We start from the raw sequence: 23,996 nt of genomic DNA on the forward strand, positions 1-23,996 counted from the left end.
ATCCAGCCTCAGCCTCCACTCTGGCGGCAAGATGTTCCTTCTAAGCACCGCTTCACAAATTGATTTGAGGTTCATATCCTCTTCCGGTCAATCTTGAATTGCAGACCCGTCACGCATACTGTCCCGCTACAAAACCAGAAGCCCACGCCCACTGTAAATTGTATCCTCCAAGCTGCCCTGTCACATCGATAACCTCACCCGTAAAATAGAGACCTTTGACCCTTCTTGATTCCATTGTTTTGGATGAGAGTTCATTCGTATCAATTCCACCAAGTGTGACCTCGGCAGTTTTGAAACCTTCGGTAGATTTCGGTTTAATCTCCCAGTTATGAACCTGATGAGCGATGTTCCTGAGTTCCTTTTCAGTATATTGGTTGAGTGGTTTTGACTGGAAACTCAATAAGCACCAGATCTTCGCAAAGCGCGAGGGCAGATACTGCGAAAGCAAGTTATGCATCTCGATTTTACTCTTGCTTTGCTGTTTTGCAATGAAAATACCGTATATATCAATTTCAGGCAATAGATCAATAACAATAGTATTACCCTCCTTCCAGTATGAAGAAATCTGGAGTATTGCAGGACCGCTAAGTCCGCCGTGAGTAAAGAGGATGCTTCCACGAAACTCCATATGCTTGCATTTGACAGCGACGTCAATTGAAATACCGCTTAATTCGCCAAATATTTTCACGTCTTTTTGGGAAAAAACCAAAGGAACAAGCGCAGGTTTTAGCTCCACAACTTTAATACCGAACTGCTTTGCTATCATGTACCCTATACCTGAAGCTCCTGACTGGGGATAAGACAATCCCCCGGTAGCAATAACAAGCGACTCAGACTCAAAAATTCCATGATCAGTCGATACTATATAAGATTCTGCTTTTTTAACGTCCAGAATCTGGCAGTTTAAAATTATGTTTACACCAGCATCGTTACTTTCCTTCTCAAGCATTCGAATTATTTCCTCTCCGCTTTTTGCGCAGAATAATTGCCCCTGTTCTCTTTCTTCATATTTTATGCCATGTTTTTCAAGCAGGGCAATAATATCATGAGGTGTAAAACGGGAAAGCGCGGATTTGCAGAAATGAGGATTACTTGATAAATAATTAGTGGGGCTTATGTTGATATTGGTAAAATTACAGCTTCCGCCACCGGAAATACGGATTTTGTTTCCGAATTTTTTGGCGTGGTCAAGAACGAGAACCGAGCGACCTCTTTTTCCGGATTCGATGGCGCATATCATGCCCGATGCACCTGCTCCAATGATGATAACATCTTTTTCAATCATATTTTTCTTAGGTTTCACCTACGTTGCATTCTTTTGTATTATCCTTATCTCTTGTCTCTTTTGATGCGGTTTATTCGCACATAATCTTAAATATACGAGAATTATTAAACAAGCCTTCAACTTTTATAAGAATTACTATGAGCTCTAACATTGACAAAAAAATTCCGGAAGGCTATAAATGGACCGCCCTTTCCGTAACCTCTCTCGGGATGCTTGTCGGGATCCTCAATGCCAGCACCCTGATAATCGCCCTTCCCACTATGATGGTGAAACTGAAGACAGACCTCTTCGGGATAATGTGGGTACTGATAAGTTATTCTCTTCTCCTCACGATACTCGCACCTGCCTGGGGCAGGCTTGCAGATATTTACGGGCGCAAGAAACTCTACGTCTATGGATTGGCAGTTTTCACGATCGGGTCATTACTTTGCGGTTTTGCCGCTGACATAAACCAGCTTATCGCTTTCAGGGTATTGCAGGCTGTGGGAGGATCAATGCTTGTATCCAACGGCACCATCATAGTCACCGATGCTTTCAGGCGGAATGAACTGGGAAAAGCAATGGGGATCCTCAGCATGATCATGGCTGCAGCATTCGTTGTGGGCCCGATACTGGGTGGTGTCCTTACGTTGATAGACTGGCGGCTGATTTTCTTTTTTAATGTTCCAATTGGTATCGTTACTACGGTTTGGGCGCATTTGAAATTGAAAGATGTGGCAGAGCTGCCGAAAGGAGAAAAATTCGATCTTAAGGGAATGGTCTTATTCACGATTGCCTTCATCACGACCATGATATATCTCACGGCAGGGTTTATTCTCGGCTTGACATCCTTTCCAATGCTTCTGTCGCTTATTATCGCTATCGTTAGTTTTGCCGCCTTCCTGCGCGTTGAAAAGCGAGCGATATATCCATTGATGGATCTGAACCTGTTCAAAATAAGAATCTTCTCCTACGGGCAGCTAAGCGCCCTATTGAATTCCATAGCCAGGGGAGCGGTAATGATTCTCCTCATCCTTTTCTTCCAGGGGCCGAGGGGCTATGACCCGCTTATGGCAAGCATACTCATCACGCCCCTTGCTATCGGTCTTGCAATAACAGGTCCGATAGGCGGCGTACTTTCAGATAAATATGGTTCCAGGATCATCAGCACAGTTGGTCTGGCTATATCTCTCGTGGGTTTGCTGGGTCTTGCGACGATGCACTACAATACGCCTTACTGGATACTTGCTGCGTGGATGTTCATCAACAGCTTCGGTTCAGGATTGTTCCAGCCCCCGAATACCAGCGCCATTATGTCGTCAGTATCCCCACAGCGGCGCGGCGTAGCCTCATCCATGAGGGCATTTTTCAACAGCGCCGGCATGGTGCTGAGCATGGGGATAGCTTTCCCGCTTATCATGGGAACAATCTCTCTTGCACAGATGATGGATATGTTCGTTGTTGGCGGAGCGAACATGCCTGTAGCTGTACAGGAGGCTTTCACAGGCGGTATAACCGGGGCATTTATTGTGTCTTCCATAATCACCGTGCCTGCAATTATTGTCTCAGCCATGCGAGGAAAGGAAAATCTGGGAAGTGAATTGGCTTCATAGGATGCGCAATGTATATTCCTACTCTCGTAGTAACAGTTTCATATCAACCTGCCTGCTTTGCAATACATCAAGAGCGTATCATTGTCAGGATCATCTTAAATTTCCTTACCGCTCTTAATGAATGCGGTTGATGGGCAGGCATTATAATCGTCTCGCCTTCCTTCAAGCGAAGGGGTCTCCCCGAGATGACGATTTCAGCTTCACCTTCAAGAAGATAAACAATGGCGTCAAAGGGCGCTGTATGTTCGCTTAACCCCTGCCCCTCATCAAAAGCAAAAAAAGTCACCGTCCCCGTCTTTTTGTCTATTATGGTTCGGCTCACCACCGAGCCCTCTTGATAGTCCCCAAGATCAATTAATCTCACCGCCTGCCCTACAAGTTTTTCAACGCCTGTTTGCGGTCCATTGTGCTCCATTTTTGCCTCCTTTATTGATTTATAGCGAATTAACGGGAAAAATTCAGTTTTGCAGTCTTCCTTACTTTCCTTGCGCCTGCATATCATTTAAAATTTCCATAAGGTCTTTCCTTGAAATTTTTATACCGAAATTGTTCTTCAGAGCCCTTCTAATATCCTCAGGCACCATGGAACTGGTTGACACCCTTCCAATAAAACCAGTCAGGTCTTCATAGACAGCCCATGGATATATTATCCACTTCCAGCCATCCTGCTTTTCTGCCCAGTAATCAGGAACGCAGGTTGAACAGGTTTTGTAGTGCAGAACAGCGGTTTTAACCTCCGATGGGTTCTTTTCCTTTATGTAATCCATAACCACAGAAAAGGTATCCCCGCTATCTGCAACGTCATCCACAATAAGTATCTTCTCACCTTTTATGTCTATTGGAAGAGGGAACTTTATTTCGGCTTTTCCAAGCATGGCTGCGATTCCCCAGTGCTCGACTTTTATAGCTGCAAGGTCTTTTTTGAGAAGAAAATCACACACTACGCGCGCCGGCACAAGTCCTCCCCTGGCTATCCCTATTACAAGGTCAGGCTTAAATCCTGATTTTTTGATCTTATGTGCTAAATTTTTTGCCAGCGTGTAAGCTTCATCCCAGCTTACCAGATAGCATTTAAATGTATCTTGCGGCTTTACCATCGTATTGTAATGGCTTATTGTAATACATATTCTTTCCGAATTAAAGCTCCGACCCGCGCCTGGGTCTGTTTGCGGCGGCGCAACTATAAATTATAGTTAAAAACTAAACATTTTAAACTTATCTTTGCGACCTTTGCGCTCTCGGTGAATAAAATCAAGCACCGCGAAGAACACCAAGAACGCAAAAGTGTTTCATAAAATAAGTATCGAAAATTGGTTCTTAACTATAGTTAAAGACAAGATTTAAATTAGATGGGGTTATATTGGCAAAAGTTTCGGGCCCGTAGCTTAGCCAGGTGGAGCGCTCGGCTGATAACCGAGAGGTCCTGCGTTCAAATCGCAGCGGGCCCATATCGCTTGAAAAATTGGGGATTATTGAAGCTACAATAACCAATGACGATAAAGGAAAAAGGGTTAGATACAGGCTTACTGCGAAACGGAATAAAATAGCGCCTTTATTAATTGAAACAGTAAAGATATTTAGAGAATGCTGAAGAACCATTACGAGCATTGCATTTACCAAGAAAAAAGGTTTTAGGCATCCTCTCTATCTGATAGATACCCTGTCCTTTGAAAAGTAAGAGGCGGTCTGTGAATGGCAAATGTTCCATAACTCAAGTAATTTTATAGATAATGTTATAATCCCCTGCACCGCCATATTGAAGTTGATAACTTCCGATATTTGAAGGTACATTGAATGCAACACTTCCATTTATAGAGCCACCATCGGGTATATCAACTCTAGCCAATACATCATCCAATTGATAACTTCCAGATTCAACATATTTTATATTGTTAGCTATAAGGTCAAAAGTGGATGGACTTACGTGGAACTTCTCATATCCATGATTTTCTATGTTCATTGTGATAACTAAAAATACCATGCCTGAATTAGCTTCTCCATATTGCCCAATCGTATTAACCTTTTTAGCTGAATAACTGATGATTATGTTTTGAGTTGCAACAGCCGATTTAGGATTTGATGAACTCGATTGAGATGTTATACATCCCATTGCGATAACAGATACCAAAACCATTATAATTATTCCAATACGATTTAATTTCATAATATTCATCATAACCTATTGATAAAAGTAATTCTTTATTAATGTTCCTAAAAAAAGAGAAGGTATTAAAGCTCTATTATCCCATCCCTGCTGGCTTCCTCTCATTGAATGCCCTGTCATTCCCTTAAGCTTCTATAGTGCCCTTGCTGGCTGAGGCAATGAGAGCATTGGAAAAGGCAGAAGGAATTTTATAGCGGAAGCTTTATTTATAAGCATTATCATTTTTGCTTTGTTTTTGTTATTTTAAATCGGTAGCGAGCTCATTTTTTAGCACAACTTCCTGAACATCCGCGCCTGGAAGCCGTGGTACTTACAGACCCCCTCGGCATCCTTCTGGTCTATCGTCTTGCTGTCGAACGACGAGAGGTCGGCAGAATACAGAGCAAACGGCGAATCCCTCGCAACCACCTTCGCGCTGCCTTTGTAGAGCCTGACCTTCACGTTTCCTGTCACTCTTTCCTGTGTCCTGTCAATAAAAGCATTCAAATCAGAATACAGGGGCTCATCCACAAGCCCTTTATATGCAAGCTCGCTCCACGTTTCATCCACGACGGACTTGAATCTAAGTTCCTCTCTGGTAAGCACAAGTTTTTCAAGGTCTTTGTGCGCTGTTAATAGTACCGTGGCAGCCGGATGCTCATAGTTCTCCCTTGCCTTCAAGCCCAGCACCCTGTCCTCCATCATATCCGTGCGTCCCACGCCGTGTGAACCGCCTATTCTGTTGAGTTTCTGGATCAACGAAACGCCCTCCAGCTTTTTGCCATCCAGGGATACAGGCACGCCGCATTCAAACCCGACGTCAATATTCTCTGCGTCCGGCGCTTTTTCAGGCGCTACAGTCCATTCAAATATCTCCTCAGGAGGGATGAAATCAGGCTCCTCAAGACGACCGCCCTCGATGCTGCGGCTCCATATATTCTCATCCACGCTCCACGGTTTTGATTTCGTGGCTGCCACAGGTATCCCGTGCTTCTTGGCATAATCCATCTCCCACTCGCGGGTGAGGTTCATGTCCCTCATGGGAGCTATGACCTCGAGGTCGGTGCTCCTGAACACGGCTTCGAATCGCAACTGGTCGTTGCCTTTGCCCGTGCATCCATGCGCAAGGGCGTGAGCTTTTTCTTTATGTGCGATCTCCACGACTTTCTTCGCTATAAGGGGGCGGGCTATCGACGTGCCCAGAACATAGCCTTCGTAGCTGCCATTGGCTTTGATAAGTGGGAAGATGTAATCCTTTACAAACTCCTCCTTGGCGTCTATGGTGTAATGTTTGTCGCTTATTTTTTCTGCTTTGTTCTGCGCCTGCTGGATCTCTTTTGTCGGCTGTCCCACATCCACGGTCACCGTGATGGCATAATCGCAGCCGTAATGTTCTTTCAGGAGGGGTATGCACACCGAGGTGTCAAGCCCGCCCGAATATGCAAGTACTACTTTTTTCATTGTCTCGCTAAATAGTGCGAGAAGATTAATAGTTTTTGTCTATCCTTGCAGGAAGCCACGATTCACCAAAATTAATTTACACTGACCGCCGAAGATTCACCAGAACTTCAACCGTTATTCTTATATAGAACATCAAACATTGTTTTGCCACAACGGCATCCCGATATCTGTATAATTCTATACGGTTTATATAATTCGTCGGGTACTTAAAATCAGACTACATATGACAATACAAGGAGAACGATAATCATGGCAGCACAACTTGGCGGACAGCCTATTATAATTTTGAGAGAAGGCACTGAGAGAACGCGCGGACAGGAAGCCAGGAACAGCAACATCATGGCAGCAAAAGCCGTAGCCGATGCTGTGAGGACAACGCTGGGACCAAAGGGCATGGACAAGATGCTTGTAAGCGGCGGGGATGTTACAATCACAAACGACGGCGTTACCATCCTCAGGGAGATGGACATCGAACATCCGGCTGCAAAAATGCTTGTTGAGGTAGCCAAGACCCAGGACGATGAAGTAGGGGACGGCACCACAACTGCTGCCGTGCTCACCGGGGAATTGCTTGAGCGCGCAGGGGAGCTGCTGGAACAGGGCGTGCATCCCACAATCATTGCCACAGGCTACAGAGCGGCTGCAGAGAAGGCTGCTGAAATACTGAAGGATATAACCCACAAAATTTCAGAGAATGACGAGGAGGCGCTTCTTAATATTGCAAAAACAGCAATGACAGGGAAGGGGACCGAGGGCGCAAAAGGAAAACTTGCAGAAATTGCAGTAGCAGCGATAAAATCCATAGTGGATGAGGAAGACGGAAAAAAAGTGGTGGATATCGATAATATAAAAATCGAGAAAAAAGTGGGAAAAAGCGTGGACGACAGCGAGCTTATAAAAGGCGTTGTTCTTGATAAGAATAAAGCACACCACAATATGCCAAACAAGGTGAAGGATGCAAGGATTGCACTCATCACTCGTCCCATAGAATTTAGCAAGATGGAGCTTGAAGCCGAGATTAAGATTTCAACACCCGGCGAGCTTACCAGATATCTTGACCAGGAAGAGCAGATCGTTCACGATATCGTGAATCGAATCGCAGCTTCAGGGGCAAACGTTGTGCTCTGCCAGCTCGGCATAGAGGATATTGCCCAGCATTTCCTGGCAAAAGCGAATATTTTTGCAGTTGAACGCGTCGAGAAAAAGGACATGGAGAAAGTTGCCAGGGCTATCGGGGCAAATCTCATAACAAGCGTTGATGATTTTGACGCATCCGACCTGGGGAGCGCTGGACTAGTAGAGCTGAAGGGGCACGGCGAGGACAAGATGCTTTTCATCACAGAATGCAGCAATCCAAGGGCTGTATCCATCATAATCCACGGCGGCACGGAGCATGTCGTGGACAGCACGGAGCGGGCTCTTGAAGATGCATTGCGAGTTGTTGGCGTGGCGATAGAGGATGAGAAACTGGTTGCGGGCGCAGGTTCGCCTGAGATTGAGCTTGCCTTGAGATTGAAGGACTATGCTTCGGGGATGAAAGGCAGGGAGCAGATGGCGGTTTCGAAGTTTGCAGAAGCTCTTGAGGTCATTCCAAGAACTCTTGCTGAGAATGCAGGGCTTGACCCGATTGATATGCTTGTTGAGCTTCGAAGCCAGCACGAGAAAGGAAGGAAGGATGCCGGGCTGAACGTGTTCACCGGAAAGGTCGAGGATATGTGGAAGAACGGGGTTATTGAGCCCCTGCGCGTGAAGACGCAGGCTGTGAACTCAGCCACCGAGACTGCAATAATGATCCTGAGGATCGATGATGTGCTTGCCGCCACTGGAGGTACCGAAGGCGGGGCGTGCGGTCCAGGGGGCGCTCCGTGCGGTATGGGAGGAATGCCTCCTGGCATGATGTAAGTGTTCGTTGGTTTTCTCTGCTTATACCGCAACACGAATAAGTCGGTATGATAGCTTTTATTTTTCATTATTTATCCATGAATCTTTAGATTCATGATTAGTTTCACCTTGCTCACACAACCATTTTTAACCCATAGAACTCTTATGTATCCCTATGAACTTCCTGCACGCGAGCGACTTCCACCTCGGCTATGCGCAGTACGGTCTCCTCGAGCGCTTCAAGGACTACGCCCGCGCCTTCCAATATGTCATACAATACGCCATCGACCACAAGGTCGAATTCATCCTCATCTCAGGCGACCTCTTCCATAAAAGGAACATAAACGCGCCCACGTATGAACAGGCGTATAAGGTGCTTTCAGAACTCAGGGAGAAAAGCCCTTCCACTCAGGTGTATGCCATTGAGGGAAACCATGACCTCGCTCTCTACCAGGACGGCAAAAGCTGGCTTGAGATACTCAACTCCCAGGGTTTGCTCAAACTCATAAGGCTGAAAGAAGCCAATGGTGTGAAACTGATGGGCGACTTCGTGGAGCTGGATAATTTCCGCATCTTCGGGGTGAAATACCTTGGCTCATCCACTGTTTCTGTAATTCCACAGGTAGCAGAGGAGATAAAGAAAATAAATGCTGCGAATGGAGAAAAATATACCATCCTGATGATGCATTTTGGCATGGAAGGGCAGATAAAACAGGAGGTTGCCGGGGAGGTACCATATAATTCGCTCCTGCCCTTAAAAGAAGTGGTAGATTACCTTGCGCTCGGGCATTATCATACGAAATATGAACTTGATGGATGGGTTTTCAACCCGGGCAGCGTTGAAATGATGTCCTTGAACGAGTATGATATGCCAAAGGGGTTCTATCATATCCGGGATAATGGTGCAAAACTCATATCCCCCATTACCCGTCCCGTCAGGCGCATCAGGCTTGACATGAGCGATATCGCCACTCTCGAAGACCTTTATTCGAAAATCAACGCTAAAATCGAAAGAGAAACTACAGTCCAATCAGATAAGGCACCGCTTATCGAACTTATGCTCTATGGAGAGATGAACTTCCCGAAATCCGATGTGAACCTGGATCGCATCAGGAATATGCTTATCGAACAATTTAAACCCCTGTGGTCGGAGGTCAAGCTCCAGCGAACAAATTCACCATACACCATCAAAGAAGGGGACGTGCGGGGGCTTACGCGCGAGCAGATAGAGCTTCGTGTATTCTCAGACCGGATAAAACTTGACGGGAGGTACAGGGATAATGTGGATGATGTCGTAAAGATAATGGTCGAAGTGAAAAAAATGGCTGCTGCGAATATCGAAGCGAACTCAGTCCTTAAAGAATTGAGATGGAGCTTTGCGAAAATAAAAAGCGATGTCTCAGAAAATAATATCAGGACAGATAAGATGGAAAATCCTCAACAGACCTTACTTTCACGCATGGGGGAATGAATGCTTATCAAATCCGTGGAATTAAAGAACATCAAATCCTACCGTCATGCAACCATCGAGTTCAAAGAAGGCATAAACGGCATCAGCGGCCAGAACGGGCACGGGAAAACTACCATCCTCGAAGCAATAGGATACGTCCTGTTTGACTACCTGCCCTACAAAGATGCAGACTTCCTGCGCCGCGGGGAAAAATCAGGTATGGTTTCTGTTGAAGTTCTCGCAAATAATTTGACTTACATACTTACAAGAAAACTTGGTGGCGAATACAGTGTCCGGGGAGAGAATCTCCATATCACAGGCAAAAAAGACGTTCTCTCCTGGCTCATCAGCAGCATATTCCCTGTATCCACTGAAGATGAATTGCCGCGGATTTTTGAAAACACGATTGGAGTGCCGCAGGGCATGCTTACGGCAGCATTCATGGATACCCCAACGAAGAGAAGAAAGACATTTGATGAGATGCTCAAGGTCGACGAGTACAGGAATGCCTACGAGAATCTCAGAAACACGATGATCCTGATAGATGAAAGCGTACGGAGCATAGAAAATGACATCAGAGAGCTGCGCATCAGGACAGAGAATTATGAGCAAAAAAAGATTGAGAGGGATGAACTTGGAAAGACCATTGAGAGCATAAAGAAAATCCTGAAAGAGTGCAGTGAGACCCTGAAGGTAGCTAAGGGCAGGCGGGATGCGCTCAAAAAGCAGAAGGATGCGATGGATAAGCTTGAAAATGAGATAAAACAGGGTCGCATAAAACTAGAGGGATTGAAGCAGCTTCTTGAAAAGTCAAAAGACGAGCTTAAGAAATCCGAAGAAGCACAGAAGATAGTATCCGCACTTTTGGCGGATAAAGAAAGATACGAAGAAGAGAGAAAGAAACAGGAAAAGCTTGAGGGTATGCGAAAAGAACGTGATGTGCTGAAGGACAGGTTAAACGGGATTAAAAATGAGCTTGCAGGATTGAATGAAAAACGCATGCGTCTTGAGGCGTTGAAAGCCGAGATAGAAAAGAACGCATGTGAAAAGACGGCTCTCATACCTCTATTGGAAAAGCAGGATGAGCTTGAAGAGAAGCTTGAAAACGTAAAAGGGGAACATGCAGTCGCGCTCAATGAGATTAAGGATATAAAAGGCAGGATGAGCATCGCAGGCACTGAGAACCTTTGTCCTGTGATAAAAGGGATCAGGTGCAGCACAGTGGCGGATTTTTCTTCATATTTCAGGGAGCAGCTTGCAGAGGCACAGAAAAGACTTGGGGCTTCTGAAGATACACTGAAAGCCATGAATTCAGAATTAAATGTTCTTGGCGACCCGCGAAGTAAAATGAAGGCTCTGGAACTGCTTGCCAAAAAAGGTGCGCAGGATATTGAAAAAATATCCGGGGAAATAGAAAAAATCTCTGAAAAAGAAAGCGAAGCATCTCTACTTAAAACTGCCCTTGAAAGATACCTTTCTCTTGATATGGATGCAAGCGAGGTGAAGAAAAAGCTAACGGAACTTGAACCTCTATACCAGAGATATGTGCAGAACCAGCCGCTTGCAGCAAAGTCTGTGGAATATAGGAATGAGTGCGAGAAGCTTGGAAAAACAATCGTTGAGGATGATAATAGGCTTGTGCAATCCCAAAAGCTATATGACGGGATGGCTTTAGGTTTTAGCGCAAAGGCGCTTGAGGGCGCCGAACATGAATGTGTGGAGCTTGGGGCAAAAGTTCGCGGTTTTGAGGTGGAAATAAAAGAAAAAGACCGCCAGTTCCTGAAGCTTGATAAAGAGATTGCTGAAATGATGAGCTATCTAACAAAGATTGGCGAATTTGAGGCAAAGCTTGAAAACGAGAAGCGCTTCGGGGATTTTGCAAAGTTCATCCGCGAGACACTGCGGGATTCTGCGCAGCATATCGTTCTTGAACTGATAAGTGAGATAAGCGAAGAGGCAAACAGTCTTTACTGCGCTATCATGGACGACTTCTCACAGGAATTGCGATGGAGCGAGGACTACGGGATATTAATTACCGAGAGCGGTGAGGAGAAAAATTTCCAGCAGTTAAGCGGGGGTGAGAAAATGGGGGCAGCGCTTGCTCTGCGACTTGCGCTCCTCAAGATGCTTTCCAACTCGGATTTCGTGTTTCTCGATGAACCCACGCAGAACATGGATGAGATACGAAGAGAGAACCTCTCAGAGCAGATAATGAACATCAAAGGCTTCAAACAAATTTTTGTTATATCCCACGATGACACGTTTAATGAGAAATACGGACATGTTGTGAAAATCGAAAAAATCAATGGTGAAAGCAGGGTTATTCATGAAAAACTTTAAGAAAGTTTTATCAAAAACTGTTGCGTCAGTTTACACCGCGCACACGTATGGCGAAGCCATACGTGGACACACCCTCCCGAGGCGTGACTCGGGATGTCATAAAGGGGCGTAACCCTTTATGAAAAACTTTAGGAAAGTTTTATCAAACGAAGGGGTATGCAAAGCATACCCCAACACGCCCTCCCGAGGCGTGACTCGGGACGTCATAAAGGGGCGTAACCCTTTATGATAGACCTGAAAAACATCTCTTTGCAGTTTGATGCCAAGCTTGCCGCAATAAAATCGTACGATGTTGAGCGCTCAGAATTAACAGAGGAGTACAGGAAAGAACTTGCAAAATGGACGAGTATTGATATTTCAATGAACGGGCGTCTCCCTTCGTACAGCGGAGCTAAAATCCTTGAAGAGGGAAAACTCATCCATCCTTTTCAATATAACTGGAAAAACCGACATGAAGCGATGGAGTGGGTGGACTCTGTACTTTGCGGAGTTGCAGTTGGAGCAGTTGACGGAAGCCAGATATATTCGGATAAGAATTTTGAGATGCCAATTGCAGTGCTTCAGGCATCGTGCATATTTAACAGGCATACCGACAAAAGAGAGTATAAACAGGAAACAGAGGCTGCGATAATAACACCTGATGAGTTCGAGGCTGCAAGCGTGTATTCCTTCGGAAGCGAATACGTGGATGCGCGCCGTTTTTCCATGGAATGCGATTCCATCATAGCGCTCATCAGGGAACATGAAAAGCTCTGCGTCCTGCTGGACGGGGCGCTTATTCTATCTCATATAAACGTGCTGAACAGGAATATCAGGCAGATTTACATAAACGCAATCATTAAGCTTCTTGATGCCTCTAAAAAAACAGAGAATCCTGTGATCGGTTTTATCGATACAACAATGCCGCGGGATATTACCCTTATGATGCATTTCTTTTTCAAATTAAAAAAGAGTAAACTGTCTGACACGCATCTTTTTTCCAGCCTTCTATGGGGAGAGAGGACAGCAGCATTTGTTTGCGACAGGGACGATAGAAGAGGCGGGGAATCCAGATCCGTGCTGGATAACTATGAATCGTTTAGGAATGATATAGCCTTTTTTTATATGAGATTGAGCAGCGGTCTTCCGGCGCGCGTTGAATTCCCGGCATGGGCATATGAAAAAGGGCTGGTTGATAAAATCGCAGACATCATACGCGCCCAGTGTGTGATCCGTGGCAATTACCCTGATATCCTGATGCGGGCGCATGATGCGGCTATTATACGGTTGAATGAGCATACTTTGTTCTACGGGATGTTTGATAATTTCTGCAAGGCACATGGGATTAAGATACATAAGAGCGCAAAATATTTTCATAAAAGGGTGATATGATGGCATTAGGAGACATAATCCGGGTTGAAAACGCAAACACATATCTGGTAAAAATACCGCCGGATGCACAAAAAGAGCGCATCGGCAGGTTTGTTAAAATTAAAAAGGATGATGGAATTATAATAGGTGTCATAAAAAACATCACGCACTCGATACGCGAAGACCTGATTCCTTATATCGAGCCTGACATGCAGCCAAAGTATGCCCCCTTTAATGAGGATTTCAGGAACAGTTATTATGTCATTCATGGATTGGGGGTAATGAGTAAGGGAGAGGCGAAATACGAACTAGATTCCCCACCGGATGTCAGGGACTGTGTTGAGATTTTGAATCCTGATGAGTTAAGGGAATTCCATACCAGTAATGGCAAGCCCAGCATCGCATATTTCCATACTAACACGGAGCTTGATAAAAAAGTTCTCTTCAGCATGCTTGCACAGCTTGAGACCCAGTTTCCTGAATGCACAGCAATGCTCAGGCTGGTTAGAAAATATATTGAGAGGGATGGCAAATGATCGGGACTGTCAATTTTTCAGATGAACAGGGTTTCACTTTTATTTCATGTGAGCGGCTCCCAAAAGGGATGTTCGTGTCCTATACCGATACTGGAAAAAAGATTCTGTGCAGGGTAAAACACGGCGAGCCAAGGAATCAATATCCTGAGGAGTTCCTTACTGATATGAAAATCGAGGCAGAGGAAATATCGAGATTTTACGGCTTTGACCCTCAGGATTTTAAGTATTATTCATATTCAGCTTCGGTTATAGGTTATTTCGATAATGCCATGGGCGAATTCATAAACCCCAGGACAAATCCTGCATGCGGTGTAAAAATAGAACAAGCCGGTGATGATGTCCTGAAGGATGTGAACAAAGTTCAAAAAGGCACATCAGGCTCTGCATTTATGGGAACTATTCTGGGTTCCAATACGGATATGGTATTGTCTGTTCGCGATATCGTGAGCCAGCATCTGTCTGTCATTGCATCCACAGGTGCAGGGAAATCATATACTGTCGGGGTTCTGGTTGAAGAGCTCTTGAAACCTTATAACATGGCGCCGGTTCTGATTTTTGATCCACACGGTGAATACTCCACGTTGAGCGAGGTTCAGAATAGACTGGAGTTCATCACGCCTTCTTATCGTCCAAAAGTAAAAACCGTAAAGCCAAAGGATATAAAAATACGCATTAGTGACCTTCTTGTAAGCGATTTTATCAGTATAATGGACGACGGCACCATGTCTGATAAGATGAAAACCATCTTTAGATCAGCCTATCATAACCTTAAAAACAACAGCAAGAAACCATTCACGCGCAATGAACTTAAAACTGAGATAGAGGCGCTGGGCGACGAAACAAACAAACCCACTATCGAAGGCATCCTATGGAGGTTTGGGAAGATTTACGCCAACATATTCGATGATTTCCAGACAATTCCACTTGCTGATTATTTCAAAGTAGGACAGCTTACGATACTGGATGTCTCAGGCATCGAGGAAGCCTTCCAGCAGTTGATAGCATCGGTCATGCTGCGCCGGCTGTTCGATGCGCGCGAGGGCACTGAGAACAACAGGTACAATGAATCCCATGTGGATAAGTTCCTGCCCTATCCTGTATTCGTGGTTATCGAAGAGGCGCACAGGTTTGCGCCGCACAGCGGCGAGGCGAAATCAAAGGGCATCCTTAAAACTATTCTATCTGAAGGCAGGAAGTTCGGCGTGGGCGTATGCCTGGTCTCCCAGCGCCCGAGCAAATTAGATGCGGATTCGCTTTCCCAGTGCATGACCCAGATCACGATGCGAATAATCAACCCCACAGACCAGCAGCAGATCGCCCAGAGCATCGAGTCTGCGAGCAGGGAACTGATATCAGAGCTGCCAGCGCTTGCGAAGGGTCAGGCGATAATCTCAGGCGTGGGGATAAACACGCCAGCGCTTGTGAAAATAAGGAAGAGGCACACGAGTGATGTCAAGGGAAAGAGCAAGGATGCGCCGGCGCTGTGGCAGGCGCAGAGAAAGTATGAGGAGAAGAATGAGGCGCCGGAAGTGAGAGCGGATGAGGAGATGGATGTGGGGGTTTAGTTATCAACCACTTTGTTTTCTGAGGGCATCAATTCGTGGCCACCTAATGTATCGTACAATGGGTATGTATATGGAGTAAATACAAACAATGGAAAAAGGCATGATGTTTCGAAAGCTATTCGCATATTTTATCATTTTTATTAGGGATTTCAAACCAGCTTCATCGCCGCTTTCAAGTCAATCGGCTTGATCAAATTCTTTGTAGCCTCGAAATGACGGGTATCGTCCGTGAGAATATTCCTGATATTTTCAACCACACCCGTTGCTGCAATCACAGAATCAACTGTGGGGATATCATATCTTAGACGCAGATCTCCGGCGCGCATTGCGATTGTACGGGTAACATTTACAAAAATCAATCTAGAAGATAATAGTTCTTGCCTAGTTTTACGCATTCGTTCCTCATCTATCATGCCCAGTCTTTTTGTTAATTCTGTGAGGGAGATAACCGAACATATTGCCTCGATATCCCCATCAGTTATTGCGCCGGCTAAGTCAAGATAAGAATCATCTTTGAAAAGTTTCGCCAGATGCATCGTATCTATTAAAATCCTATCCATCCGATCACTTCTTCAAGTTCTTCTTAATGTCTTTTCTATTAACCTCTCCCTCTCTTTTTCTATCTCTTCATCGCGCTCCCGATCTTCTATTATTTCTTTTGTCAAAGCTTCCACGTCAAGGTCTGGCCACGAACCACAAAGTTTTCTAAGATCTGTCGGAGGTAACATCTTAATATAGCCCTCCTCCTCCATAAGTACCAGCTTCTTGCCTTTTTTAAGCCCGTACTTTTTCCTGAGTCTTGCAGGGATGATCACTTGTCCCTTTGTGCTCATTATTACTGTTTCTATTCCCATGTGTCTTACTCCACTTACTATGTAAGACTAACACTATAAATCTGTTTCGCTCCTTCTTGAGTAATATAATCAAGTAAAATCTATTTCCCCCAACTCTGCCTTCACCACCTTAATCACCCAATAATCCTACTGGACAACTTCAATGCCAAGATTTAATCGTTTTGCTTGTTTTATTAGTATAGCATCGCAAGTAAGGGAAGATGGATGTGGGGGTGTGAAGTTTATAGATGGCAGATACTCCTTTCATGCAGCGCTTCTTACAAATTTCTGTGGGATTGCTACCCAATTTATCCAAATAATCCTTATATCATTAAAGCAAATATGACCCTCATGAAAGTCAGCTTCTCATCCCTTGCCCTCGTGAACAACCCTTTTGACTGGGCTTATGACCTTGAAGACCTGGGCTTTTCGGGCTGGGAAGTGGTGAGCGAAGGCAGGCAGCAGTTAAATGAAGGAACACTGTCAGAAATAAGGAATGTTGTCGAAACCACGCATCTTGTACTTACGCTTCATCTTCCCTTCTCCGACCTTAATCTTGGAAGTTTGAATCATCCCATCTGGAAAGAGACAATCCGGCAGATGACCAAGTGCATCGAAAGAGCCTCGGACTTCGTGGAGCTTGCTGTTGTTCATCCCGGTCATCTCTCTCCTCTCGGGATGCAATTGCCTGATATGGCATGGCAGCAGAGTCTTGAAGGCTTGCGGTCAATCTGCGATTTTGCGGATGAGCTCAGCATTACAATTGGAGTGGAGAACATGGTAAACATGCAGCATGTCTTCGGAAAACAGCCGGGTGAGATTCTGGGGATGATTGAATCCCTGGAGAGGGAGAACGTTGGATTGACGCTTGATATTGGACACGCCAATACAAACGGCAATGTTTTTGAATTCCTGGAAGATTTGAGTAAAGTTGTGCATGTGCATCTCCACGATAACAAGGGGAAAAGCGATGAACATCTCGAACTCGGCAAAGGTAACATAAACTGGAAAGAGGTCATGAGGAAACTCAAGGGATATAAAGGCAGGTTCGTGACCGAGGCTAGGACAGTGGAAGAGGGGACTGCGAGTTTAAAATATTTGAACAGTATTAAATAAATTAAAAATATTACCCAAACCTTATATAGAATTTAACCTATTATTTAATCAGAACAGGAGGGTATAATGAACATCGTTCCTTCGTATATTCCTGAATTGGATGACATCCTTGAAGGTGGCTTCAATAAGCCTTCGGTTGTACTGGTAGCAGGGGCTGCAGGAAGCGGGAAGACCACATTCGCGGCCGAATCGCTCTTCAATGCAGCAAAATCAGGCGAGACATGTCTTTTTATTTCAACCCTCTCCGAACCCCCTGCGATGATTAACAGCTACATGTCGCGCTTTTCCTTCTATGACCAGTCGCTGTATGAAACTAACAAAATGAACATCGTCAGCATAAGCGAATCCTTATTAAAGCAGGGACATGATGCGATTCTGGAATTCATTAACACGAGAATATCCTTACTTAAGCCCTCAAGGATCGTCATCGACCCGCTGACGGTACTCGGAGACATTCTTAAATCGTTTGAGGGAAGACCGGTTAGCGATGATGAGCGGCGCGGGTTCTATTTTGATTTATTCACTTCCATGAAAAGCTGGAACACGCTGGTAATTATAACAGGCGAATTCGTACTCGAAGACCTTCGCAAAAATGTGGTGGGGTACCTTGCAGATGCGATAATATATCTTTCCGAGGAAACCGTGGGCATGCGGGTGGAACGGAATATTCGCATCCTTAAAATGAGGGGACAAAAGTACATCGCAGGGAAGCATTCTTTTGATATCAGGGATAAGGGCATAGTTGTCTTTCCGCGGCTTTTACCTGCAGCGGAAGAAAAGCCTGCCCTGTCTGTCAAAGTCAGTACAGGCATCCTTGGACTTGATAAGATGCTGAAAGGAGGAATTCTGAAAGACGATGTCTTATTGATTTCAGGAACAACAGGCACAGGCAAAACCACATTTGGTCTACATTTTATTTGTGATGGTCTTCTCAAGGGAGAGAATGCGTTGGTAATTTCCCTGGAAGAGCGCCCTTCGAAGCTCATACGGAATGCAAAAACCTTTGGCTTGAGGCTTGAACCATATATAAACAAAAAAATGCTGGAAGTCCTGTATATTTCTCCTGTTTTGTATATGCCTGATGAAGAGGCTTTGATATTAAAAAGAAAAATAATAAAAAATAATGTGAAACGCATTTTATTTGACGGTATAGAAAACCTTGAGACATCGATTCCCGAGGATATAGAACGTAAAAACTATATCACCGTGCTGCTCGATCTCTTTTCATCCATGAGCGTGACAACCTGCGTCAGCAGCGAGATTTCTGAACTTTTCGGGGCAGTCAAATTAACCCATGAAGCTCTGTCAGGTGCGGTCGATAACATTATTCTCCTGCGGCATGTTGAGATCGATGGAAAGATATACGGCGTCCTGAGCATACTGAAATCCCGCGGCATCGAGCACGACACCGAGATACGGGAATTTGAAATCACAGAAAAGGGCATCAATGTCAAGGCTGCAATGAAAGGGTATGAAAGCGTACTCAGCGGGAGTGCGCGCAAAACGCCTGCGGATGTATTCAAAGAAGCGTTCGGTGAAAAGCGTTGATCAATAATACGATTTTTCTAATCTTGATTCTGGTTCTGGGTATTACATACGTGTTTCTTATCGGATTTCCTTTTAGTATTGCTTATTTTTATGAGAAAGTTTTTAAAAAGCGTGTATTCCCTTATCTTTTTATCATATCGGGTGGTTTATTCATCGTTTCTTTTTTAATTTTTCTTTATGACTTTTTCAGTGACACAGGAAGCGTCTTTTTTGCCTCAGGTGGCATTTTATTAGCCGCTGCAAGCCTGCGGCTTTACTATGTAATGACAGGGAGGGATTAGGATTACACCAGAGCTGCATCTGCTGTTGCTATCGGTTGGGACGATTGGTATTGTCATTTTTTATCTTGTGCTGGCGAAGCTCAGTGCACGAATGGGGAACGGGCTTGGGCTTGCACCTTATTATCTATGGGATTATGTAGCATGTATTATCGCTTTATCAAGCATATATGTTCATGCACAGTTGCACCCCATACCGCAGCACGCTTCTCTTGATGTGCAGGGACTCTATATATCCCTGCTTCTCTTAAGTAATGTTATCGTTGTTATTGTTTCCTTTAAGTATTGGTGGTGGTTAAAGGATGAACTTGGGGGTAAATCAGAGCAAGGAGGTAAATCAAATGAGTAAAAAAATAATGGTTGTGGACGATGAGCCAGACACCGTGGATTTGATTAAACTGGTTCTTGAGACCGAGGGGTATGAGGTTATTCCGGCATACAGCGGCAGGGAGTGTCTTGAAAAACTCGAAATAGAAAAACCTGCGGCAGTGCTGCTGGATATAATGATGCCAGAAATGGATGGGTGGGAGGTTTTCAAAAAAATCAGAAAAAAATATGAGGATCTTCCTGTGGCTATGCTCACGGTAAGGAACCAGGATATAGATAAAATGCTCGGACTGCATGTGCTTAAAGTGAATGATTATATAACCAAACCATTTGGAAGAAAAGATCTGGTGGAAAGGGTCAAAAAGCTGGTTGAGTTGTGAAAAACCTGAGTATAAGATATAAGTTAATAATTTTTCTAATAGCAATCTCAATCCTGCCCTATGCGGTAATAAGCTACATCAATTATTCAACAGAAAAGGATACCCTTGAGAAAAAGGTATTCGAAGATCTAAGTGGACTTGTTGAGGCAAAGAGCACCCATATCTCAACAGTTGTGAACTTCAGGATAGAGCAGGTTAAGGAAGTTGCCACCGCCAACTTCCTGCAGCAGCTTGAAAATAGAAATACGGGTGATATCAATCTAAATCTTTTGAGAGTAAAACGGGAGATTCCAGAATTCTTTGAAATATCTGCCCTTGACGTAAACGGCATAGTTCTGGCTTCTACGGAAAGCGGGCTTCTAAATAAAAACTACAGCGAAGAAGAGTTTTTTAAAAAAGGCAAAGAAGCTCTGTATCTTGGAAATATAAATTATTACGATAACAATACCGGATATATACTATCGTATCCTGTATTTAATAGAAGCACGGGTAGATTCATAGGTGTAATTGCAGCCACCGTTTATCCAATGTTCATATACGATGTTACAAACGATTATACCGCTCTGGGTGAAAGCGGCGAGGCTCTTCTTGTCCAGAAAAGAGGGAACGAGGTCGTCTTTTTGAATCCTTTACGCCATAATCCTGATGCTGCGCTGCGCATGAAATTTCCCATGGATTCTAACCTTGCCATTCCCGCAATTCTTGCTGCAGAAGGAAAGAACGGAACCATCCAGGCGTTCGATTACCGCGGAAAGGAGGTTTTTGCCGCGTATTCCTATATCCCTGCAGGGGACTGGGGTCTTGTGGTAAAGATGGATGCGTCCGAAGCATTGATGCCAGTAACCAGGTTTGAGGAGAGATCCATTGCACTTGGTATGTTCTATTTTGCCGTAGTTGTTGTGCTGGCATACATGCTCGGGAGAAGGTTTACAGCTCCTCTCGTAAGACTTACAGATGCATCAAAAAAAGTTGCCAAAGGTTACCTGACAGTGGAGATAGAACCTGAGAGCAGGGATGAAATCGGCGAACTTGCAGGGTCTTTCAATATCATGGTGCAAAAATTGAGGGAGGTATATGAGGGTCTGGAGCAGAAGGTAAAGGAAAGAACCAAGGATTTAAACAGGAGAAACCTTGAGCTTGCTGCGCTTATAAAAACTAACCAGAGCATTTCAAGCGGTCTGGATTTAAATAAAGTTCTGGGAATAGCGGTCAGGGAAGCGGTAAGAATAGTCAATGTCTCCTATTGTTCCATCGCACTTGTGGAAGGAGGAAAGGATTACGGGACTGTGGCTTCTGAATACAGCCCCGGAAACCAATTGAAGCCGTCCCAGGGAGAAATATTGTACCTTAAGGACTTTCCATCACTGAGTGAAGCATATACCAGAAAGCAGTATGTGCTTGTGCCGGATACCAAAAAGGCGGACCTCTCTCCAAAAGAAAAAGAGATGGCGGACAGGCTGAATATCAGGTCTATCCTTGTAATGCCGCTTATTATCGGGGAGAAAACGCTTGGGACAATGCAGTTGAGCAGCCTTGGTGAAGTTAAAGAATTCACTGTGGAGGAAATCGGGGTCTGCCAGACGATTGCAAACCAGGCGGCAATTGCCATTGAAAATGCCCATCTGTACTCAGAACTCCAGTACCATGACAAAACTCTCGAGACGCTTTTTGAAATAGACAGGGTGGTGAGCCAGTCATTAGACCTGGATGAAATCTTCAAAGAGGCGCTTGCCAAGACCATCCAGGTGACTTCATCCGATGCAGGTGCCATCTATCTGCTTGAAGAAACTGAAAAGAAACTGAAATTTAAAACTTCGATAGGCTTGTCAGAGACTTTTGTCAGGGCAGTTTCTGAGATAAAATTGGGTGAAGGTATAGCAGGAACTGCTGCCCAAAATAAAAAGCCTTTCGTTACTGATATAGATCATTTCCCCACTCGTGAACTTCTGCCCTACTTAGAAAAAGAAGGGCTGATTACGCTTGTAGGTACACCTCTAATTGCTAAAGGCAAGGTTGTGGGAGCCATGAACCTTGCCAACCGCAGGCGCAGGGTATTCTCGAAAGATGATATTGATGTCCTTGCATCCATAGGCAGCCAGATAGGAGTGGCAATTGAAAACGCAAGGTTGTATCAGGAAGCCAGGGTCTCTTATGAAAAATTGCAGTCGGCTTACGACGAGCTTAAATCCCTGGATAGGATGAAGAGCGAGTTCCTTTCAAACGTTTCCCATGAACTCAAGACTCCGCTTGTCTCAATTCGCGGATACAGCGAGTTGATGTACGATGAAAAATTAGGCACCATACCAGAGACTCAGAAAAAAGCACTGGAAGCCATAATCAGAAATACGGACAGGCTCACGCGGCTGATCGACAGTCTTTTGTTTTTGAGCATACAGCAGATGGGCAAGCCTGAGATTAAGATGAAGCCAAAACCACAGCTCATCGATGAAATAATAACCGCTTCCATGGCAGATATGAATGTTCTGGCAGGGAAAAAGAACATAAGCATTATAAAAGACGTACCTTCAAACCTTGCGGCTATGGGAGACAGGGACAGGTTGACAGAGGTATTCCTGAACCTTATGGACAATGCCATAAAATTCACACCAGTGGGAGGCAAAATCACAATAAAAGCCTGGGAAGAAAAGAACAGTGTGCATACGAGCGTTACAGATACGGGCGTGGGTATTCCCAAGAGTGTGCTCCCCTTTCTTTTCCAGAGATTTTACCAGGCTGATGCCTCCCTGGCCAGGAAATACGGAGGAACGGGTCTTGGGCTTTATATATGCAAGAGTATTGTTGATGCACATAAAGGCGAAATCTGGATCGAAAGCGAGGTCGGAAAAGGGGCGACGGTTCATGTACTCTTACCGCGAATTAAAAGTTAAAGGCATGTTTGTAAATAGTTTCATCTTGAATCGCAGGAACTATTTTCAAAACGTGAGAAGGCGTTCATATGATTATAACAATGATGCTTATAATTGATAAAGGTTATAAACCTTTAATGAGTATAGTCAAATCAAATATAGCAGGAAAAAGGATGCTTAATGTTAGCATTTGGTTGAAGGAACAAACATGACAGTTCGGGTATATGCCATTGCCTCTGGAAAAGGAGGAACTGGTAAAACTACAACAACTCTGAACCTTGGTACTTCACTGGCAATGCTTGGGAAAAAAGTCATAGTCGTAGATGCCGATATAGGCATGGCAAATCTTGGACTTTTAGTCGGGCTTGAAAATAGCAAAATAACATTGCACGAAGTATTAAGCGGGGAGGCTGATATAAAAGATGCCATCTATAATGGACCTTCGGGTCTTAAGGTGGTGCCGAGCGGATTATCTTTAAAAGGATTCCAGAAATCCAATCCCGATAAATTAAAGCAGGTGATACCCATTCTTTCAGAGGGCATGGATTTTGTATTAATAGATGCGCCTGCAGGCATAAGCAAGGATGGTCTAATTCCGCTTTCTGTTTCAGACAGGGTTCTTCTTGTGGTAAATCCCGACCTTTCCTCCCTGGCAGATGCCATAAAAACAAAAACATTGGCTGAACTTCTCGGCAAGAGTGTGGAAGGTGTAGTCCTGAACTGCACTCAGCTTGAAAAAACAGAAATCAATCGAAATAAAGTCCAGGAACTCCTGGGCGCGCAGGTACTTGAAATGATACCTGAGGATGCAAATGTAAGATGTTCTGCCGCATTAAAGATGCCCGTGGTCATGAGGATTCCAACATCCCCGGCTTCAATTGCCTTTAGAAGGCTTGCAGCAAAGATAGCAGGTGAGAAGTTTATTGAACCTAAAGAGAAAAAGAGAAGTTTTTTTGACATCGCTAAGACAATCTTTGGAGGAAAAAAAGCGGAATAAAGATAATTTTAACAATGATATTGTATATTTCAGAAGTCTAGTTTTTA

The 23,996-nt window shown here is 44.5% G+C and carries 20 protein-coding genes and 1 tRNA gene; 14 read left to right on the plus strand and 7 right to left on the minus strand.

The features are described from left to right. Positions 1–109: 109 nt before the first annotated feature. The gene (locus tag O8C68_13315; protein ID MCZ7396771.1) at positions 110–1,285 is read right to left on the minus strand and encodes an NAD(P)/FAD-dependent oxidoreductase; all 1,176 of its coding nucleotides are present in this window, start codon (positions 1,283–1,285) and stop codon (positions 110–112) included. A gap of 137 nt (positions 1,286–1,422) precedes the next feature. Between O8C68_13315 and O8C68_13320 the strand changes: the two genes are divergently transcribed. Then, positions 1,423–2,877: an MFS transporter gene (locus O8C68_13320; protein MCZ7396772.1), complete on the plus strand. Its 1,455-nt coding sequence runs from the start codon at positions 1,423–1,425 to the stop codon at positions 2,875–2,877. Positions 2,878–2,944: 67 nt separating this feature from the next. On the opposite strand, the gene O8C68_13325 is transcribed toward O8C68_13320, so the two are convergent. Both O8C68_13325 and O8C68_13330 read right to left on the minus strand, forming a co-directional pair. After that, positions 2,945–3,292 carry a cupin domain-containing protein gene (locus tag O8C68_13325; protein ID MCZ7396773.1) on the minus strand — a complete coding sequence of 116 codons (348 nt, stop codon included), beginning with the start codon at positions 3,290–3,292 and terminating at the stop codon, positions 2,945–2,947. A 61-nt stretch (positions 3,293–3,353) separates the two neighbouring features. Further along, positions 3,354–3,974 carry a phosphoribosyltransferase gene (locus tag O8C68_13330; GenBank protein ID MCZ7396774.1) on the minus strand — a complete coding sequence of 207 codons (621 nt, stop codon included), beginning with the start codon at positions 3,972–3,974 and terminating at the stop codon, positions 3,354–3,356. Positions 3,975–4,251: 277 nt separating this feature from the next. Between O8C68_13330 and O8C68_13335 the strand changes: the two genes are divergently transcribed. Then, a tRNA-Ile gene (locus tag O8C68_13335) sits at positions 4,252–4,325 on the plus strand. Between the two features lie 263 nt (positions 4,326–4,588). On the opposite strand, the gene O8C68_13340 is transcribed toward O8C68_13335, so the two are convergent. Together O8C68_13340 and O8C68_13345 are read right to left on the minus strand one after the other, a co-directional pair. After that, entirely contained in the window at positions 4,589–5,053 is a 465-nt protein-coding gene (locus O8C68_13340; protein ID MCZ7396775.1) for a DUF4352 domain-containing protein, read from the minus strand. A 255-nt stretch (positions 5,054–5,308) separates the two neighbouring features. Beyond that, on the minus strand, positions 5,309–6,481 hold the full coding sequence (locus O8C68_13345; protein MCZ7396776.1) for an argininosuccinate synthase: 1,173 nt from the start codon (positions 6,479–6,481) through the stop codon (positions 5,309–5,311). A gap of 249 nt (positions 6,482–6,730) precedes the next feature. On the opposite strand from O8C68_13345, the gene thsA reads away from it, so the two are divergent. The 6 genes from thsA to O8C68_13375 all read left to right on the plus strand — a co-directional run bounded on the left by thsA (position 6,731) and on the right by O8C68_13375 (position 15,603). Next, entirely contained in the window at positions 6,731–8,383 is a 1,653-nt protein-coding gene (thsA, locus tag O8C68_13350) for a thermosome subunit alpha (protein ID MCZ7396777.1), read from the plus strand. A 154-nt stretch (positions 8,384–8,537) separates the two neighbouring features. Continuing rightward, entirely contained in the window at positions 8,538–9,833 is a 1,296-nt protein-coding gene (locus O8C68_13355; GenBank protein ID MCZ7396778.1) for a DNA repair exonuclease, read from the plus strand. Continuing rightward, positions 9,834–12,152 (plus strand): SMC family ATPase, encoded by a 2,319-nt coding sequence (locus O8C68_13360; protein ID MCZ7396779.1) that lies wholly within the window; start codon positions 9,834–9,836, stop codon positions 12,150–12,152. Positions 12,153–12,377: 225 nt separating this feature from the next. Further along, complete coding sequence (locus O8C68_13365) at positions 12,378–13,523, plus strand: DNA double-strand break repair nuclease NurA (GenBank protein ID MCZ7396780.1); 1,146 nt, start codon at positions 12,378–12,380, stop codon at positions 13,521–13,523. Continuing rightward, on the plus strand, positions 13,520–14,038 hold the full coding sequence (locus tag O8C68_13370; protein MCZ7396781.1) for a hypothetical protein: 519 nt from the start codon (positions 13,520–13,522) through the stop codon (positions 14,036–14,038). Before O8C68_13365 ends, O8C68_13370 begins: the two co-directional genes overlap by 4 nt. Further along, positions 14,035–15,603 carry an ATP-binding protein gene (locus O8C68_13375; GenBank protein MCZ7396782.1) on the plus strand — a complete coding sequence of 523 codons (1,569 nt, stop codon included), beginning with the start codon at positions 14,035–14,037 and terminating at the stop codon, positions 15,601–15,603. The genes O8C68_13370 and O8C68_13375 overlap by 4 nt, the downstream gene beginning before the upstream one ends. Positions 15,604–15,752: 149 nt before the next feature. Here the strand turns inward: O8C68_13375 and O8C68_13380 are convergent, their stop codons facing one another. Further along, complete coding sequence (locus O8C68_13380) at positions 15,753–16,163, minus strand: PIN domain-containing protein (GenBank protein MCZ7396783.1); 411 nt, start codon at positions 16,161–16,163, stop codon at positions 15,753–15,755. Positions 16,164–16,175: 12 nt separating this feature from the next. Beyond that, positions 16,176–16,457 carry a hypothetical protein gene (locus tag O8C68_13385; protein MCZ7396784.1) on the minus strand — a complete coding sequence of 94 codons (282 nt, stop codon included), beginning with the start codon at positions 16,455–16,457 and terminating at the stop codon, positions 16,176–16,178. Between the two features lie 321 nt (positions 16,458–16,778). Between O8C68_13385 and O8C68_13390 the strand changes: the two genes are divergently transcribed. The 6 genes from O8C68_13390 to minD all read left to right on the plus strand — a co-directional run bounded on the left by O8C68_13390 (position 16,779) and on the right by minD (position 23,949). Beyond that, positions 16,779–17,552: a sugar phosphate isomerase/epimerase gene (locus O8C68_13390; protein ID MCZ7396785.1), complete on the plus strand. Its 774-nt coding sequence runs from the start codon at positions 16,779–16,781 to the stop codon at positions 17,550–17,552. Between the two features lie 66 nt (positions 17,553–17,618). Beyond that, complete coding sequence (locus tag O8C68_13395) at positions 17,619–19,100, plus strand: hypothetical protein (protein ID MCZ7396786.1); 1,482 nt, start codon at positions 17,619–17,621, stop codon at positions 19,098–19,100. Positions 19,101–19,406: 306 nt separating this feature from the next. Then, on the plus strand, positions 19,407–19,727 hold the full coding sequence (locus O8C68_13400) for a hypothetical protein (GenBank protein ID MCZ7396787.1): 321 nt from the start codon (positions 19,407–19,409) through the stop codon (positions 19,725–19,727). Further along, on the plus strand, positions 19,720–20,085 hold the full coding sequence (locus tag O8C68_13405) for a response regulator (protein ID MCZ7396788.1): 366 nt from the start codon (positions 19,720–19,722) through the stop codon (positions 20,083–20,085). Before O8C68_13400 ends, O8C68_13405 begins: the two co-directional genes overlap by 8 nt. Next, entirely contained in the window at positions 20,082–22,973 is a 2,892-nt protein-coding gene (locus tag O8C68_13410) for a GAF domain-containing protein (protein MCZ7396789.1), read from the plus strand. Before O8C68_13405 ends, O8C68_13410 begins: the two co-directional genes overlap by 4 nt. A gap of 187 nt (positions 22,974–23,160) precedes the next feature. After that, positions 23,161–23,949 (plus strand): cell division ATPase MinD, encoded by a 789-nt coding sequence (gene minD, locus O8C68_13415; protein ID MCZ7396790.1) that lies wholly within the window; start codon positions 23,161–23,163, stop codon positions 23,947–23,949. The last annotated feature ends 47 nt before the right edge of the window (positions 23,950–23,996 follow it).

It is taken from the genome of Candidatus Methanoperedens sp., assembly GCA_027460525.1.
GTDB lineage: Archaea > Halobacteriota > Methanosarcinia > Methanosarcinales > Methanoperedenaceae > Methanoperedens.

What these genes read in the sequence shown, in the direction of transcription:
- O8C68_13375 (MCZ7396782.1), top strand. Translation starts at nt 14,035, where the DNA reads ATGATCGGGACTGTCAATTTTTCAGATGAACAGGGTTTCACTTTTATT.
- minD (MCZ7396790.1), top strand. Translation starts at nt 23,161, where the DNA reads ATGACAGTTCGGGTATATGCCATTGCCTCTGGAAAAGGAGGAACTGGT.
- O8C68_13380 (MCZ7396783.1), bottom strand. Translation starts at nt 16,163, where the DNA reads ATGGATAGGATTTTAATAGATACGATGCATCTGGCGAAACTTTTCAAA.
- O8C68_13315 (MCZ7396771.1), bottom strand. Translation starts at nt 1,285, where the DNA reads ATGATTGAAAAAGATGTTATCATCATTGGAGCAGGTGCATCGGGCATG.
- O8C68_13365 (MCZ7396780.1), top strand. Translation starts at nt 12,378, where the DNA reads ATGATAGACCTGAAAAACATCTCTTTGCAGTTTGATGCCAAGCTTGCC.
- O8C68_13395 (MCZ7396786.1), top strand. Translation starts at nt 17,619, where the DNA reads ATGAACATCGTTCCTTCGTATATTCCTGAATTGGATGACATCCTTGAA.
- O8C68_13325 (MCZ7396773.1), bottom strand. Translation starts at nt 3,292, where the DNA reads ATGGAGCACAATGGACCGCAAACAGGCGTTGAAAAACTTGTAGGGCAG.
- O8C68_13340 (MCZ7396775.1), bottom strand. Translation starts at nt 5,053, where the DNA reads ATGATGAATATTATGAAATTAAATCGTATTGGAATAATTATAATGGTT.
- O8C68_13370 (MCZ7396781.1), top strand. Translation starts at nt 13,520, where the DNA reads ATGATGGCATTAGGAGACATAATCCGGGTTGAAAACGCAAACACATAT.
- O8C68_13320 (MCZ7396772.1), top strand. Translation starts at nt 1,423, where the DNA reads ATGAGCTCTAACATTGACAAAAAAATTCCGGAAGGCTATAAATGGACC.
- thsA (MCZ7396777.1), top strand. Translation starts at nt 6,731, where the DNA reads ATGGCAGCACAACTTGGCGGACAGCCTATTATAATTTTGAGAGAAGGC.
- O8C68_13385 (MCZ7396784.1), bottom strand. Translation starts at nt 16,457, where the DNA reads ATGGGAATAGAAACAGTAATAATGAGCACAAAGGGACAAGTGATCATC.
- O8C68_13405 (MCZ7396788.1), top strand. Translation starts at nt 19,720, where the DNA reads ATGAGTAAAAAAATAATGGTTGTGGACGATGAGCCAGACACCGTGGAT.
- O8C68_13345 (MCZ7396776.1), bottom strand. Translation starts at nt 6,481, where the DNA reads ATGAAAAAAGTAGTACTTGCATATTCGGGCGGGCTTGACACCTCGGTG.
- O8C68_13355 (MCZ7396778.1), top strand. Translation starts at nt 8,538, where the DNA reads ATGAACTTCCTGCACGCGAGCGACTTCCACCTCGGCTATGCGCAGTAC.
- O8C68_13360 (MCZ7396779.1), top strand. Translation starts at nt 9,834, where the DNA reads ATGCTTATCAAATCCGTGGAATTAAAGAACATCAAATCCTACCGTCAT.
- O8C68_13330 (MCZ7396774.1), bottom strand. Translation starts at nt 3,974, where the DNA reads ATGGTAAAGCCGCAAGATACATTTAAATGCTATCTGGTAAGCTGGGAT.
- O8C68_13390 (MCZ7396785.1), top strand. Translation starts at nt 16,779, where the DNA reads ATGACCCTCATGAAAGTCAGCTTCTCATCCCTTGCCCTCGTGAACAAC.